Below are 16699 nucleotides of genomic sequence, written 5' to 3'. Positions count from 1 at the left end.
ATGTCATTTATTCTCTTTTGTTATTTGTCTGTCTCCGCTTTCGGATCAGTGACGATCTCTTTCAGCGAACTTGCCAGACCTGCGATTCCCTGAATATCCGACGGAATAATGATCTTGGTTGCCTTACCGTCTGCTGCCCTGGCAAATGCTTCCAGACTCTTCAGTGTCAGAACTGCCTCATCTGCTCCTGCCTCTCTGATCATGCGGATACCCTCTGCATTGGCATTCTGAACTTTCAGAACTGCCTCAGCCTGTCCTTCTGCCTCCTTGATCATACGCTCTTTCTGAGCCTCTGCGCGGAGGATTGCTGCCTGTTTCTCAGCTTCTGCATCCAGAATTGCGGATTGCTTCTTACCTTCTGCAACAAGGATCGTAGATTTCTTCTGACCTTCTGCGATCAGGATTGCTTCACGACGTTCACGCTCAGCTTTCATCTGTTTCTCCATTGCATCCTGGATAGCTGCCGGAGGAATAATGTTCTTCAGTTCCACACGATTGACCTTGATTCCCCATGGATCAGTAGCTTCATCAAGAGAAGCTCTCATCTTAGTATTGATCGTCTCACGTGATGTAAGTGTCTCATCCAGTTCCATGTCACCGATAATATTTCTTAATGTTGTTGCGGACAGATTCTCGATTGCCATGATCGGATTCTCCACACCGTAAGTATAAAGCTTCGGATCTGTGATCTGAAAGAATACGACAGTATCGATCTGCATGGTTACGTTATCCTTTGTGATAACCGGCTGCGGTGGAAAATCCACTACCTGTTCCTTCAGATTTACCTTTCTGGCTACTCGTTCAATAAACGGAACCTTGAAGTGAATTCCTGTACTCCAGGTTGCCTGATAAGCTCCCAGACGTTCCAGGATTACTGCATATGCCTGTGGTACAATGCGGACGCAGGATGCAAGGACCCATACCGCAATAACGATAATAACTATCAGAAAAACCACGCCCATAACTAATCCTCCTTATTCTGTTTTACGATAAGTTTCACACCTCGGATCTCTTCGATCGTTACAACGGTGCCTTCGCCGATTTTTTCGTCATCAGCAGAACGTGCAGTCCATTCAATGTCATTGATACGAACCTGGCCTGTCTGCGCCAGATTGTCAATCTCCTGAATCACAACTGCTTTCTTTCCAATCAGACTGTTTGCATTGGTCTGTATGGTTTCTTTGTTGAAGTACTTCATTGCCAGTGGTCTGGTAAAGATGAGAAGTACCAATGAAACACACAGAAACAGCAATATCTGTACAGTGAGGTTCGCTCCTGCATAACATGCAATAGCAGCGACCAGTGCGCCGCCGGCAAACCAGATGGTGGTCAGTCCTGCCGTAATTGCCTCTACAACAAGCAATAACGCAAGAATCCCAAGCCAGATCAAAGGCTGCATGAAACTCCTCCTCCTAATATATAAGTGTAGGGTTTCAGTACCCAACAGCCAGTTGGGACTTAATCCTCTCATTGTTTAAGCTGTATAATGATTAGGCATCGGTCTGACGACACCTCCTAGGACCATTGGCGTCCGTACGAAAGCCTGTCAGCCAGCCTGTCATTGCAGCCGTTCGATTTATGCAGGTTGAACTACTACTTCACGTTCGTTTGATACCCCAGGAGATTGAATAGGCAATGAGAAATGCTGGAATCCATGCAAATTCACTTTTGGAGGTACGTAGAATGTACAACGCAGTAGGTATTGATGTTTCAAAGGGTAAAAGCACCGTTGCAGTCCTGCAGCCTGGCGGCACTGTGATCCGCAAGCCCTTTGATGTCTCCCACACATCCCAAAACCTCAATGAACTGGCAGATTATTTGAGTTCATTAGACGGCACCACAAAGATCGTTATGGAGTGTACGGGTAGATATCATGAGCCTATGATAAAGGCTCTATCCGAGGCTGGATTGTTTATTTCCATTGTAAATCCTCACCTGATTAAAAACTTTGGCAACAACTCCCTGCGCAAGGTGAAATCGGATCCGGCGGATGCCCGCAAAATTGCCCGCTATACGCTTGACAACTGGACGGAACTGCGCCAATATTCAGGTATGGACAATACACGTACTCAGTTAAAAACTTTAAACTCTCAATTCAGCTTCTTTATGAAACAAAAGGTTGCCGCAAAAGCAAATCTGATTGCACTGTTGGATAATACTTATCCTGGTGTAAACAAACTCTTTGACAGCCCCACCCGTGAGGACGGGAGTGAAAAATGGGTTGACTATGCTTATTCTTTCTGGCATGCGGATTGTGTCCGCAAGATTGGGTTAAAGGCATTTACAGAACGCTACATGTCTTTCTGTAAGAAGCACCACTATATCTTTCAGCAGGACAAGCCAGAAAAACTGTTTAATGCCTCGAAGGAGTTGGTTGCCGTCTTTCCAAAGGAGAAGACTTATAAGCTGTTGATCCAGCAAAGCATCCAGCAGTTAAATCTTGCCTCCGAACATGTAGAACGACTCCGCAGGGAAATGAACGAACTGGCATCCACACTTCCAGAATACAGCACCGTAATGGGCATCTATGGCGTTGGGAAAACCTATGGTCCCCAGCTCATCGCTGAGATCGGCGATGTATCCCGGTTTACCCACAGGGAAGCACTGACCGCCTTTGCGGGCGTAGACCCCGGTGTTGATGAATCCGGCCAGCACAAGTCAAAGAGCAACAGGGCTTCAAAGGTCGGATCCGCAAGGCTGCGCAAAACATTGTTTCAGATCATGACAACCTTGTTGCAAAATGCTCCTGAAGCCGATCCGGTGTACCGTTTTCTTGACAAAAAACGGTCTCAGGGAAAGCCTTACTATGTCTACATGACAGCCGGAGCGAATAAGTTCTTACGCATTTACTATGGTAAAGTCAAAGAATGTCTGCGGAACTTAGAACAGACAGAATAACACCCTTTTCTATATCACCACTTTCAAAGCCGGCATTTCTGGCGGCTTAAAAGTTATGCACAAAATATCAAATCGGATTTTTGAAATTTTCTTCAAAAAAACACTTGACTTTTTATTAGCAGGCTTTCGTCTGCTATCGTCTCTGACGAGCAGCTTCATACATGAGAATTCCGGATGCCATGGCAGCATTCAGAGATTCTACTTTTCCACACATAGGAATCCGTATCAGACAATCAGCACTGTCTGCCGCTTCATCTGTCAGTCCTTTTCCCTCATTGCCAATCAGGAAAGCAGTTCCTCCTGTGTAGGATTCCTGATCATAAGAGTTCTTACCATGCAGATGCGCCGCAAATGTGCGGATATTTCTGTCTTTCAGTTCCTGTGCTAATGATACCACACTTTCCACATATAGGAAAGGCATTCTGTAGACAGAACCCATGGTTGATCGTATAACCTTCGGGTTTGTGATATCCACGCAGGTCTTTGTCAGAAGAACTCCGCTTACTCCGGCACCCTCTCCTGTACGGAGAATAGTTCCCGCATTTCCCGGATCCTGCAGATCTTCCAGAATCATAACCAGCGGATTTTTCCCGCCGAGAATATCTTCCATTATATAGGAAGGTTTCTTAAGCACTGTCATAATTCCCTGCGGCGTCTGCGTATCGCTCATCTGTCGAAAAACAGAATCTGTTACTATTTCATATGGAAGTTTCTCCACCTGAGCCATCAGTTCTGCATCACCGCTGAGAGCTTCTGATACATACACCTTCGAGATCCAATCCCTCGGTGCTTCGCCGAACATTTTTCTTCCTTCTGCAACAAAAAGCCCTTGTTCTCTGCGGGCTTTTGTTTTCTGGTTCAGCTGTATGATATTTTTTACCTGTCCGTTATTTACACTGGTGATCATATCTTATCCTCAATTTTCCGAAACCTTATTCAGGTCACTGTTTGCTCCTGCTGCAACAACTGTGCAGTCTGCCGGAAACACTTCATCCGGCGCCACATTCATATTCATCTTGTCGCCATGCTTCAGACCGATCAGATTGATGTTATACTTTTCCCTGACCTTCAGCTCCCGAAGTGTTTTTCCTATCCATTCCCGCGGGATCTTAAATTCTGCCATACTGAAATCAGAAGAAAGCTCAAACATATCGACAAATCCACTGGAGAGAAGATTTCTTGCAACTCTGATACCCATGGAATGTTCAGGATAAATCACCTTATCTGCCCCTATTTTCTCCAGTATCCTGCCATGAAGAGAATTCATTGCCTTTGCCATGACAAAAGGAACTCCAAGTTCTTTCACCTGCATGGTTGCTGTAATACTGGCCTCCATATTCTCGGCTACTGCGATGACCGCAACATCTACGTTCTGAACTCCAAGCGATTCCAGAATTCCCGGATCACGCACATCTGCCTTGACAGCATAGGAAACTTTCTCTGCGATGTCCTGCACATTATCATCTTTATCGTCAATGGCAAGTACATCGCAGTTCGCCTCTGCCAGAGTAAGGGCTACCGTCATCCCGAACTGCCCAAGACCAATCACTGCATAAGATTTGTTCTTCATTTTCTTCCTCATTTCTCTTTCTGAACATGTATTCGTTATCCTCTGCGAATATCCGCCTGACTGCCGAACCGTTACTATCCGATCATAATATCTTCTTCTGCCAGATGTGAATCTGCCGGCATTTTCTGTACACGTACAGTCACTGCAGTTCCCAGAGTCAGCGGACCGATTCTTCCCAGATACATAGTCAGGATCACGATCCATTTGCCTGCTGTATTCAGGCAGGGTGTCAGCCCTCTGCTAAGTCCTACCGTTGCAACCGCAGATGTAATTTCATAAACAACATCTTCTATAGGTGCTTCCGGCATGGCTGCACACAACAGCATACTCATGAGAATAAGTACTGTAAGTACCATACCTGTCACTACGATTGCAGAACGGATATAGCTGTCTCTGATTCTCCTGTGGTGTACTTCCACATCCCGTTTTCCCTGAAGATTGGATTTCAGACTCAGCAGAAGGACCGCAACTGTTGTTGTCTTAATTCCACCTGCTGTTCCCATAGGGGAACCGCCGATCAACATCAATATCAGGCACAGCATATAAGTTGCATTGGAAAATCTCTCCTGGCTTACAGTGAAAAATCCAGCTGTTCTTGTGGTAACTGACTGGAACAAAGATGCCATCCACTTCGTTCCCGGCGAATATGTCCCAATACTTTCCGGATTTCCATGATCAAACAGAAAGATCAGTACTGTACCGCCCACAACAAGTATCAGCGTCATCATCAACACAATCTTACTGTGAAGACGAAGATTTTTAAACACACGTCCCACAGGAAGTTTCCCTCTGATGACTCGTTTGATCTTATCCCAGATATCCCACCAGACCACAAACCCAAGACCTGACATAATGATCAGTCCTACACTTGTAAAGTTTACGATCGGATCAGCAACATACTGAGCCAGGCTGTCCTCTCCCAGCAGATCAATACCAGCATTACAGAATGCAGATACTGCCGTAAAAACAGAGTATCCCAGACCTTTTGCCAGACCGAACTGCGGAATAAATCGAACTGCATAACACACTGCACCGATTCCTTCTGCTCCAAACACACAGATCAGAACTTTCTTCACCAGCCTGACCATCCCACCCATTCTGTCCATATTATAGGACTCCTGGATAACACGCCGGTTCCTCAGCGATATTTTCTTTCTCAGACTTATAAAAATAATACTGCCCAGGGAAATCAGTCCCACACCTCCGATCTGGATCAGGACAAGAATAATAATCTTGCCTGCCAGAGTCCAGTGAGTTGCCGTAACAACTGTCACAAGCCCTGTTACACATATACTTGTGGTTGCGGTAAACATGGCATCTGTAAAAGATGTGTGGTATCCGGGTGCCGTACAAAACGGCAGCCACAGAAGTAATCCCCCTAAGATAATCACCCCCGCAAAACCGAGGGTAATTATCTGAGCAGTATTTAATTTATGCAGTCTGTTATATAACTGCATCTTTTTATTCATTTGTTATTTGTTGTTTTTATCATAGTTATGAGAAAGTGACTGGCATACTTCCCACTGGTAATCAGAGATACCTTTCTGCATAGCAAGTGCTTCATTGATATCGAAGTCTACGAATTCACCGTGACGATATCCGACAACGCGGCATGTCTTGCCTGCAACAAGAAGGTCTACAGCCAGGGCACCCATCATAGATGCATATACACGGTCTTTACATGTCGGGCTTCCACCACGCTGCATGTGTCCAAGGATTGTAGCACGTGTTTCGATACCTGTGGCAGCTTCGATACGTTTTGCCATTGCTTCAGAATGACCGATACCTTCTGCATTGATGATGATGTGATGCTTTTTGCCTTTCTTACGACTCTCGATAATGTTATTGATCAGCTTCTGCTCATCATAGTCATATTTTTCAGGAACCAGAACGTCCTCAGCACCGTTGGCAATACCGCACCACAGAGCAATATATCCTGCACCACGTCCCATAACCTCGATGATACTGCATCTCTCATGAGAAGTGGAAGTATCACGTACTTTATCAATTGCTTCCATTGCTGTGTTTACAGCTGTATCAAATCCGATGGTATATTCTGTACATGCAATGTCAAGGTCGATTGTTCCGGGAAGACCGATTGTATTGATTCCGAGATTCGCAAGCTTCTGAGCACCTGCGAAGGATCCGTCACCACCGATGACAACAAGTCCGTCGATTCCATGTTTTCTGCAGATCTCTGCTCCACGTTTCTGGCCTTCTTCTGTACGGAATTCTGCACAACGTGCTGTATAAAGGATTGTACCTCCACGCTCGATTGTATCAGATACATCTTTTGCGCTCATGTCAATAATCTCTTCGTTTAACAGACCATTGTATCCTTTCAGAATACCTTTTACATTTAATCCATTGCTTAAACCTCTTCTGACAACTGCACGAATTGCAGCATTCATTCCAGGTGCGTCACCACCGCTGGTAAGGACACCAATGGTTTTTATCTTGTTTTCTGCCATCTTTTCTTCCTCCATCTTCTGAATCTATCTCATTTTTACTATACACATATCCGGGTATAGTTTAGCGCATTTCTATAAGTTTTTCAATCCTCTTTCTACAACTTTAACATTGGTTTTACCATATTTTTCGTACATATAATTCAGCCATGAGTCCTGAATTTGTGCATGATATCCAATCGGAAGCTTCTTTATGGCCTTTACGTCTTTCAGGTAGATCACAACAGCACTGTCACCCGGTGAACGTCTGAGGTCTGCAAGCAGTTCCTGAGATTGCTGTGTGTAGCTTTCTTTATTGTCAAACTGTATCCAGATTTCCCTTGGCATATTGTCAAAGGGACGGATTTTTTCAAGGATCAGTTTACTGGCGCGATCGTCCTCTGCAGATACTCTGCCCTGAATAAATACTCTGCCTTCTTCATTCAGGAACTGCTGACTTTTCTCATAATCTCTGGGGAACACAACTACCTCCACTGTTCCTACCAGATCCTCCACTGTGAGGAATGCCATAACCTTATTATTCTTTGTATATTTGATGGTTTTATCCGTAATCATTCCACCGATAATTACTTTCTGACCATCCATGACTTTCGGAAGATTTGTTTCTTCATCCTGCTGAAAATCAGAGGTTTTCGCAGAAATGGTTTTCTCCATCATTTCCCGGTAATTTTCCAGAGGATGACCACTGAGGTAGATTCCCAGAACTTCCTTCTCATATCCCAGAAGTTCCTCTTTTCCGAATTCCTCCACATCGGGCATACGGATTTCAAATTCTTTCTTGTCCTCCTCGCTTACCAGATCAAAAAGACTCATCTGTCCGGCCAGTGAATTCTTCTTCTCCAGACTGATGTTGTCGGAAATCTTCTGATAAACCAGCATTTTCTGGCGGCGGTTACCATCCAGGCAATCCAGCGCACCTGCTTTGATAAAGTTTTCTACTGCTCGCTTATTCATCTGCGGAGAGTTTCGTTCCATAAAATCCTTCAGGGAACGATATTGTCCGTTCTCTTCCCTCTCTCTTACCAGGCTTTCAATAACCGGACGTCCCACACTCTTTATAGCGGACAGACCATATCGGATCGCACCGTTATCTACAGAGAATCCGTACATTCCACAGTTCACATCCGGCGGCAGGATCTTAATCCCCATCTGTCTGCAGACCAGAATATATTCTGCAACCTTATTGGGAAAATCAATAACCGATGTCATTAATGCGGCCATAAATTCCACAGGATAGTAATATTTCAGATATGCAGTCTGATAGGAAACAACTGCATAGGCTGCTGCATGGGACTTATTAAAAGCATATTTGGCAAAATCAATCATTTCATCATATATTTTATTTGCCGTTGCCTCATCAATTCCATTTGCAATACATCCGGGAACTCCCTCCGCTTCATTTCCATAAACAAAGTTCTGGCGCTCCTTTTCCATGACAGAGGCCTTCTTTTTGGACATTGCACGGCGCACCAGGTCGCTTCGGCCCAGAGTATAACCTGCCAGGTTACGAACGATCTGCATAACCTGTTCCTGATAGACAATACACCCATAAGTAGGCTTCAGGATTGGCTCCAGCTGAGGGCAGTCGTAACGGATGGTATCCGGACGGTTTTTGCCCCGGATATACTGAGGGATAAAATCCATGGGGCCCGGGCGGTAAAGAGAAATTCCTGCGATCACATCTTCCAGACTCTGAGGCTTCAGTTCCTTCATGAAGTTTTTCATTCCCGCACTTTCAAGCTGAAATACACCATCAGAACGACCGGTGCCAAGGGAATCCAAAACCTTTTTATCATCATAATTAATCTTCTGCATATCCAGAGTCACTCCTGCATCCTTCTGGATCAGCTTTACTGCATTCTGGATCACAGTCAGAGTACGAAGTCCCAGGAAGTCCATTTTCAAAAGTCCCAATTCTTCCAGTGTTGTCATGGTAAACTGAGTGACAATAGACCCGTCTGATGCTCTGGAAAGCGGTACATATTCTGATACGTCCTTCTGGCTGATAACAACACCTGCCGCATGCATGGAGGTATGTCTGGGAAGTCCCTCCAGACGTCTTGCCATATCAATCAGATAATGAACTTCATCCTGCTCTTCATATGCTTTTTTCAGCTCAGGGTTCATAGTAAGGGCTTTATCTATAGTAATATTTAATTCCTGCGGGATCATTTTCGCAATGGAATCCACCTGTGCATAAGGCATATCCAGTACACGGCCCACATCCCGGATCACACCACGGGCTGCCAGCGTACCAAAAGTAACGATCTGAACCACACAATCATCCCCATATTTACGGCGGACATATTCAATAACCTCCTGCCTTCTTTCGAAGCAGAAGTCAACGTCAATATCAGGCATAGATACTCGTTCCGGATTCAGAAATCGCTCAAAGAGCAGATCATAGCGAATAGGATCAAGCTGTGTGATGCCCAAGGTATAAGCAACCAGACTTCCCGCTGCAGAGCCACGTCCCGGTCCTACCATAATGTCATGATCGCGGGCATATTTAATAAAATCCCATACTATAAGGAAGTAATCCACGTAGCCCATATTTTTTATAGTAGATAATTCGTAATTCAGACGAGCTTTTAATTCCTCTGTAACCGGCTGATAACGTTCCTCCAGTCCCTCGAAGCATAGCTTGTTCAGATATTCCCAGGATGTAAGACCATCCGGCACATCGAATCTTGGAAGCTTGGTCACGCCAAATTCAATCTCAACATGACATCTCTGTGCAATCTTATGAGTATTCTCCAGGGCCTCCAAAGCATATGGGAAAAGTTCTGCCATTTCTTCCGGGGATTTCACATAATACTGGCCGCCCTCATAACGCATTCTGTCCTCGTCTGCCAGTTTCTTGTTTGTCTGCAGACAGAGAAGAATATCATGAGGATCAGCATCCTCCGCCCTTGTATAATGCACATCATTGGTTGTAACAAGGTCAATCCCTGTTTCTTCGTGCATACGGAGAAGTTCCTGATTTACCAGTCTCTGCGCAGGAATTCCATGATCCTGTAACTCCAGGAAGAAATTGCCTTTTCCAAAAATATCCTGATAACGAAGAGCTGCTGCCTTTGCATCCTCATACATGCCTCTCTGAAGATATCTGGCAACCTCACCTGCAAGGCAGGCACTTAAGGCAATAATCCCTTCATGGTACTCTTTTAATACCGCAAGATCTACTCGCGGTTTATAATAGAATCCTTCTGTAAAACCCTTGGACACAATTTTCATCAGATTTGCATAACCCTGATTATTCTCTGCCAGAAGAACCAGGTGGTAATATCTGTCTTCGCCGCTTCCTGCTTCACGGTCAAATCTGGAACCGGGAGCTACATATACCTCACATCCCAAAATAGGATTGATTCCCTCGGCCCTTGCTGCACGATAAAAATCAATCACACCGTACATGACTCCATGATCTGTGATCGCCGCACTGTCCATGCCAAGTTCTTTGACACGGGCTACATATTCTTTTATCTTATTGGAACCATCCAGCAGACTGTATTCTGTATGGACGTGAAGATGTGTAAACTCCAACTCTATTTCTCTCCTGTTCTAATATCTGCAATTTTATCGCAGTATATTTTTACTGTTATTATTTCGCGTAGATTCTCTTGTCCTTAATCTCTACTTTGCCTTCCTTCATCAGATGGCCAATGGCACGTTTAAATGCTCCCTTACTCAGACCAAATTCTCGCTGGATCACTTCCGGTGATGCCTTGTCATCAAATGGAAGAACACCTGCAAATTCATTGATTACTTCAAGGACATTCTCCGCATCCTCATTGATCTGAAGATATGCTTTCTGACGATCTGTGACGTTCATTTTTCCGTCTTCTTTTACTTCGCTGACACGCAGTTCCAGAATCTTGCCCGGACGGTATTTTCCCTTGGCTTCTCTTGCAGGGATCAGTGCAGAATATTTATCATCAACTGCCACAAATACACCGAATCTGTCGCTGATCTCATAAACACGGCCCTTCACCATATCTCCCACTACATAAGGAGTTCTGGTGGAAAGATAATGATAAACCTTCATAGTTGCGCAGAGACGACTGCTCTTGTCAATATAGAGTGCTACCAGCACATCTTCTCCCTCTCTTACTTTCAGAGTCTGTTCATGATATGGAAGCAGAAGGTCTTTCTCCAGTCCCCAGTCAAGGAATGCACCAATCCTTGTTACCTGAGAGACTTTCAGAACTGCTGTCTGACCTACCTGAAGCTTCGGTTCTTTTGTTGTTGCAATAAGACGATCCTGAGAATCCTTGTAGATAAATGCTTCAATGCTGTCGCCTTCCTTTGTTCCTTCCGGAACCTGTCTGGACGGAAGAAGAACACGGTTCTTTGCATCTGCCTGCATATCCTCACCCAGATATACACCAAAATCTACGGACTTCACTACTGTTAATTTCTGTTTTTTTCCTAACTCTATCATATAATCTCCATTTCTGTTGTGATAGTATCTTTTTAAAGAAAATTAAAAATATACTATACTTTCATCATCCTCTGACATTAGCTTTATATTTCAGTATAACATAAATAATAAAGGCGGCACAATGCCGCCTTATTATTTTTTATTATCTTATTTTACGTTACTGTTCACTATAGATCAGAATGTATTTTATTCCAACTCGATTTCACATACACTCAGACAGATTCTTTATCGTGTATTATATATTCTGCATCCACTTGCACGCCAGTTCTATCCAGGACTGGCACTCTTTCTGCACGCAGCCTCCGTCTTCATAGCTTGTCTCTTCATTTGCAAGACTCAGTCCATGTCCGCCAACCGGATAAAGATGCATCTCTACAGGTATTTCCAATTTACGCAGTGCGTTAAAAAACAACAGAGAATTCTCTACAGGAACACAGTCATCCGTCACTGTATGCCACAGGAATGTTGGCGGTGTATCTCTGGATACCTGGAATTCCAGGGACTGTTCTTTTCGTTTATCCAGATCATTATAATCCTCTCCAAGCAGACATTCAAAGGAACCTGTATGTGCAAACTCACCGGAAGTGATCACCGGATAACTTAAGATCATACCATTTGGTTTCACCATATCAGAAGTTACCCCAAGTGTCTGTGCAATAAAATCTTTCTTCCAGAAAACACCCAGACTTGCTGCCAGATGACCACCTGCGGAAAAGCCCTGCAGAACAATTTTATTCGTATCAATATGAAACTCTGCAGCATTTTTTCTTAAAAAAGCAACAGACTTCGCAAGCTGCAAGAGTGCCAGTGGATATCTGGCAGGTTCTACGCTATAGCGCAGGATCACTGCATGATATCCCCTTGCCAGATACTGCATGGCGATTGGTTCTGCTTCTCTGTCAGAAGTCATAGCATACCCGCCTCCCGGGCAGATCACAACTACCGGACGCTTTCTGTTGATATGCATTTCAATGGAATTATCCAGAAAATAAGTGTATAAATCTGCAGTTTCTTTATATCCGTCTACTGCAATTTCAATCTTCTTATAAATCATAAGTTCCTCCTGTATATTTCATCATTTTTTCCATTTCTACTCCCCATTCCGCTAATTTTTGGGGAATATTTACAGCTACTTTTCTCAGTTTTGTTTTGCCATCCTTTGCTGCCAGACGCTTATATAAATGTATATTTCCATCTGCATCAAGAACAATATAAAAACACTCTAAAATATGACCTGATCCTACAATTTCCCGTGTTGTATATATATATCCTGCTTTATTCTTTTTTCTTTTAGAAAAAACAATCCCTCTGCTTCTCCTGTCTCGGAAACTTGGAAAATAATCTTCACGTATAATTTCAAGTTCTTCCCATTTATACATTTTTTTGAAAAACAGATACGATATTTTGCAGCCTTCTTTACTTAATGTTACGACTTTTGAAGAGAAAAACAATAATGGTACATCAATCAAAAACTCAAGAATCAATATTGGAATTCTTTCTCCCTCTTCAGCAGACAGCCCTGTCCAAATAAGCAGTACCGTAATAAGTATTACCATGGTTATCTGCAAAAAATCTCTGATCTTTATTACTTCTTGCTGATATTCTTTTAAATTTGTACAGTCTGCTCCTTTGCTTTGAATTTTTTTTCTTTGTTGCCTCCTCAATTCTATCATTTCATCATATTGTCTTTGTTTTTCTTCTTCTTTTATTCCCTCTCCTTTTTCTGCCTCCACTCCCCATTCCTTCATTTTTTCACGAACATTTACGTACATTTTTCTAATAACTTGCTTTTTTCCTTTTTCTAATTTATAAGAAAAAACATTGCCATGTTCATCAAAAGTAATGTAAAAACAATCTGAAAGCGGAAACGCATCAACGATCATCCTGGTAGTATATTTCTTTTTCTTCTTATTTACTGCATATTTGGAAAATACAATCCCCTGATAACGTATGCTCCCTCCTTTACCATATGTATACCAGACATCCTCTCTGATAACAGCAAGCTCTTCCCATTTATAATTTCTCTTCCAAAACAGCCAGGATACCGTACAGCCTTCTCTGCTCAGCACAACAGTTCTCATATAATACAAGATTAACAGCAACATTAATATTTCCACACTAAAAATTATAAATTCATATCCCTCTGTTCTTATCTCCTTTCTTTCCAGGAAAATCATCAGAATTCCTATGCCGAATACAAACGCTGATATAAATAATATCAGTATTATATGTGGATCTAATACTCTTATTTTTTCCTGCTGCTCTTTCATATGCATTTCCTCCGGTTGTCTGAAATCCTTACTGTTACTATTCCGGTATATCAACCTAATTTCTTGCATTTTCTTATGAGTTCATTATAAGGTAAATATATGTAATTGTTAAGGTGCAAAATAAAATGTTGCTGTCCCGTTTACTGCAAATTAAACGAACCATACAATATTAAAGTTCAGCTGTTATTATCTTTCAAGGATCATGACATCTTTTGCATTCATGCTAACGGTCTGCCCTGAAACGTTCTCCTCCTTCGATAAAGTTGCAGAAAATTGCCCGGACTTTCTGCAATATGGCAGAAGAATTTTCCTTGTTTCTTCTGCTACAAAAAATCTCCCGGATAAGAGAAGCGCTTACTCTTATCCGGGAGATTTTTTATATCTTTAACAAGTTCATATCTTTTATTTTCAGATCAGCAATTATTTATTTCCCTGTCCATAATATGCATTTGCACCATGTTTTCTGAAGTAGTGCTTATCCTGCAGATCCTGTGGTGCAGGTTTTACCTGTGGATTGATCAGTTCACAGCGGGATGCCATCTTGGCAACTTCCTCAAGAACAACTGCATTATGTACTGCTTCATGAGCATCCTTGCCCCATGCAAATGGTCCATGGTTTTTGCAAAGTACTGCAGGTACTGCTTCATAATCTTTGTCCTTAAACAGGTCTACGATCAGAAGTCCTGTGTTTTTCTCATATTCTTCAAATTCCTTGCCTTCCAGGCAGCGTGCACATGGAACTTCACCATAAATATAATCTGCATGTGTGGTTCCATAACATGGGATTGCTCTTCCGGCCTGTGCCCAGCTTGTTGCCCATGAAGAATGTGTATGTACAACTCCTCCGATATTCGGGAATGCTTTGTACAGTTCTACATGAGTTGCTGTATCAGAAGATGGATTGTATTTTCCTTCTACCTTATTTCCATTCAGGTCTACAACAACCATATCATCCGGTGTCAGCAGATCATAATCAACTCCACTTGGTTTGATGACAAAAAGTCCTGATTCTCTGTCGATTCCGCTTACATTTCCCCATGTAAATGTAACAAGTCCGTATTTTGGAAGATCCATGTTTGCTTTGTAAACTTCCTCTTTTAATTTCTCCAGCATGATTCGTACCTCTCCTTTTACTTTTCAGATATTCTTTTACAATAGCTTTCAGATATTCCGGCTTTTTGTGTATATCCCGCCCGGAAAATCTCTTAATATCTGTATTATAGCACTTGTACGGTACATGTACCAACTTGTATGTTGATTATTTTGTTACTGTTTCTCATACAGAAATTCTTCCGGCAGGCTTACTTTGAAATCTTTTGCAAGTGAACGGAAATTGTCCGGTGTAATAGTCTGAAGTTTATTTGGAGTCATAGAAAGAATCTTCACCAGGATCTCTGCAGATTTTTCTACCGTATGGAGCAGACCAAATGTCAGGTCAAAATCTTCACCTGAGCAGAACATTCCATGATGTGCCCAGATAACAACATCATATTTCTTCATTAATTCTGCTGTTCTTATGGCAATTTCTCTTCCACCCGGTACCATCCAGCCGACAACACCTACGCCGTCCGGGAATACAACCGGACACTCTGTAGCAGATTCCCATAACTCTCTTGTAAAGATCTTATCATCCAGTGGCAGAACAAATGTCAGAGCAATTGTATTTGTCGTATGTGCATGATAAATAACACGATGTTTTCCGTTTGTCAGTTTCTTCTTCACTTCATGATTCATCAGATGAGTCGGAAGCTCACTGGTAGGTCTGCCGCCCTCAACCAGGCCCCAGCGGATTCTGTAATTCATTCCTGTCTCATCCAATTCAATGATCGCAAGACATACTTCCGGATCCACGATAATATTTCTGAAATATTTACCGCTTCCCGTTACAAGGAAAAACTCTCCTGCTAATCCCGGAACCTCTACCCCGATCGGTATCCATTCTCCAGGTGCATTCAGACGGGGACGAATCATCTCTACTTCCTCCGGTTTCAGACGATAGCTTAAGTTTCCGCCGTTTCTCTCATGCCATCCCTGAAGATAACCGTCATTTGCCATTTTGATAAATCCCTGTACAAATTTAGATTCCAGAATTTTCATAATATATATACCCTCCGCTTTTTGTGGTTTTGTGTTGTTTGTTTTTAGCAATATGTTGTTTCTTGTTGTTTATGAATGTATTATATATTGTTTCTTGTTGTTTGTAAATAATTTATTCAAAAAATCTCTCACAAAACCACACATCAATTCCGAAATATCTTTGTCAATTCTGTCCTGCTATTCATCCTATTCACAAGATTTTTACCGTTATTTTTGCTGAAATTCTATAATTGCGTATGCTTTTCCGTCTGTATCATCAAGCGATACAATCACCTTTCCTGTTTCTGCTTTTGCTTTCGGGCAGATTATATCTCCAAGTTTTGCCTGCATCTTATACTCTGCACGCATCTGGTATACTTTGAAATCTTCCGGCAGGAAATCTTCTGCCATACAGATATACTGACAGTTGTTTACATGATGATTAGTGTCAAGATGATGCTTCTGCACTGTGAATGATTCCTGTGAAGTCATGTCATCCGGAAGTTTGATTTTCCTCGGTGCATAATCCATTTCCAGCTTTTCGCCGAGTATGTAATTGTCTGTATCTGCAGGTGTCAATCTCACCGGAATCCCTGTACTGATGGCCAGATGTGTCCAGTTGGAGTTCGCCCAGGCAAGCTTCTTCCCATCCATTGTTTCTATGGTGAAATTACGCATACCCATGAATCCTTTGAAATCATAAGGTGCTGTCGTGATCCTGATTTCCGTTCCCATAGCAGGATATTCATCCACAATTACCTGCCAGGAAGAAAGAACCCACGCTCTGTCTCTTGCCTTCAGCACGTCTCCTCCAAGCCCGACCGACTCCGCATGAAATGTACAGCAATCCTGAAAATAATTCAAAACACCCGGTAATGTCAGTTTGCCGTTCTCACCTGTCTCACTGTATCTGACTCTGCTGTTAAAACTATAATTCATTTTTTATATCCCCTTTTCTTATGTCGCTATGATTTTT

General features: G+C 42.7%; 14 protein-coding genes. 1 reads left to right on the top strand and 13 read right to left on the bottom strand.

All coding sequences use genetic code 11. From position 1 onward, the window contains the following. Positions 1-20: 20 nt before the first annotated feature. Both NQ550_RS00440 and NQ550_RS00435 read right to left on the bottom strand, forming a co-directional pair. Positions 21-962 carry an SPFH domain-containing protein gene (locus tag NQ550_RS00440; RefSeq protein ID WP_008707794.1) on the bottom strand — a complete coding sequence of 314 codons (942 nt, stop codon included), beginning with the start codon at positions 960-962 and terminating at the stop codon, positions 21-23. Between the two features lie 2 nt (positions 963-964). After that, positions 965-1399: an NfeD family protein gene (locus NQ550_RS00435; RefSeq protein WP_008707795.1), complete on the bottom strand. Its 435-nt coding sequence runs from the start codon at positions 1397-1399 to the stop codon at positions 965-967. A gap of 284 nt (positions 1400-1683) precedes the next feature. Here NQ550_RS00435 and NQ550_RS00430 point away from each other — a divergent pair, with 284 nt between their 5' ends. Beyond that, positions 1684-2898, top strand: a complete 1215-nt coding sequence (locus NQ550_RS00430; RefSeq protein WP_025581337.1) for an IS110 family RNA-guided transposase — start codon at positions 1684-1686, stop codon at positions 2896-2898. A gap of 133 nt (positions 2899-3031) precedes the next feature. Here NQ550_RS00430 and NQ550_RS00425 read toward each other — a convergent pair whose 3' ends face one another. The 11 genes from NQ550_RS00425 to NQ550_RS00375 all read right to left on the bottom strand — a co-directional run bounded on the left by NQ550_RS00425 (position 3032) and on the right by NQ550_RS00375 (position 16662). Continuing rightward, complete coding sequence (locus NQ550_RS00425; RefSeq protein WP_025579019.1) at positions 3032-3805, bottom strand: TrmH family RNA methyltransferase; 774 nt, start codon at positions 3803-3805, stop codon at positions 3032-3034. Between the two features lie 9 nt (positions 3806-3814). Then, positions 3815-4468 (bottom strand): potassium channel family protein, encoded by a 654-nt coding sequence (locus tag NQ550_RS00420; protein WP_022380134.1) that lies wholly within the window; start codon positions 4466-4468, stop codon positions 3815-3817. A gap of 74 nt (positions 4469-4542) precedes the next feature. Beyond that, complete coding sequence (locus NQ550_RS00415; protein ID WP_025579017.1) at positions 4543-5937, bottom strand: TrkH family potassium uptake protein; 1395 nt, start codon at positions 5935-5937, stop codon at positions 4543-4545. Positions 5938-5940: 3 nt separating this feature from the next. Further along, positions 5941-6939 carry a 6-phosphofructokinase gene (gene pfkA, locus NQ550_RS00410; protein WP_025579016.1) on the bottom strand — a complete coding sequence of 333 codons (999 nt, stop codon included), beginning with the start codon at positions 6937-6939 and terminating at the stop codon, positions 5941-5943. Positions 6940-7011: 72 nt separating this feature from the next. Then, entirely contained in the window at positions 7012-10479 is a 3468-nt protein-coding gene (locus tag NQ550_RS00405; protein WP_025579014.1) for a DNA polymerase III subunit alpha, read from the bottom strand. Between the two features lie 58 nt (positions 10480-10537). Further along, the gene (locus NQ550_RS00400) at positions 10538-11377 is read right to left on the bottom strand and encodes a CvfB family protein (protein ID WP_008707806.1); all 840 of its coding nucleotides are present in this window, start codon (positions 11375-11377) and stop codon (positions 10538-10540) included. A gap of 235 nt (positions 11378-11612) precedes the next feature. Continuing rightward, on the bottom strand, positions 11613-12431 hold the full coding sequence (locus NQ550_RS00395) for an alpha/beta hydrolase (protein WP_025579013.1): 819 nt from the start codon (positions 12429-12431) through the stop codon (positions 11613-11615). Beyond that, a complete protein-coding gene (locus tag NQ550_RS00390; RefSeq protein ID WP_025579012.1) occupies positions 12421-13647 on the bottom strand; it encodes a hypothetical protein in 1227 nt (408 codons plus the stop codon). The genes NQ550_RS00395 and NQ550_RS00390 overlap by 11 nt, the downstream gene beginning before the upstream one ends. Before the next feature lie 420 nt (positions 13648-14067). Next, entirely contained in the window at positions 14068-14760 is a 693-nt protein-coding gene (locus tag NQ550_RS00385; protein ID WP_008707810.1) for an L-ribulose-5-phosphate 4-epimerase, read from the bottom strand. A gap of 153 nt (positions 14761-14913) precedes the next feature. Beyond that, the gene (gene rhaD, locus NQ550_RS00380; RefSeq protein WP_022380127.1) at positions 14914-15744 is read right to left on the bottom strand and encodes a rhamnulose-1-phosphate aldolase; all 831 of its coding nucleotides are present in this window, start codon (positions 15742-15744) and stop codon (positions 14914-14916) included. 207 nt (positions 15745-15951) lie between these two features. Beyond that, positions 15952-16662, bottom strand: coding sequence for an acyl-[acyl-carrier-protein] thioesterase (locus NQ550_RS00375; RefSeq protein ID WP_008707812.1), 711 nt, complete (start codon positions 16660-16662; stop codon positions 15952-15954). Between the last annotated feature and the right edge of the window lie 37 nt (positions 16663-16699).

The sequence above is a fragment of the Blautia wexlerae DSM 19850 genome (assembly GCF_025148125.1).
GTDB classification, from domain to species: Bacteria; Bacillota; Clostridia; order Lachnospirales; family Lachnospiraceae; genus Blautia_A; species Blautia_A wexlerae.
The sequence above is the reverse complement of the archived record's forward strand: the minus strand, read 5'-3'. Positions and strand labels throughout refer to the sequence as shown.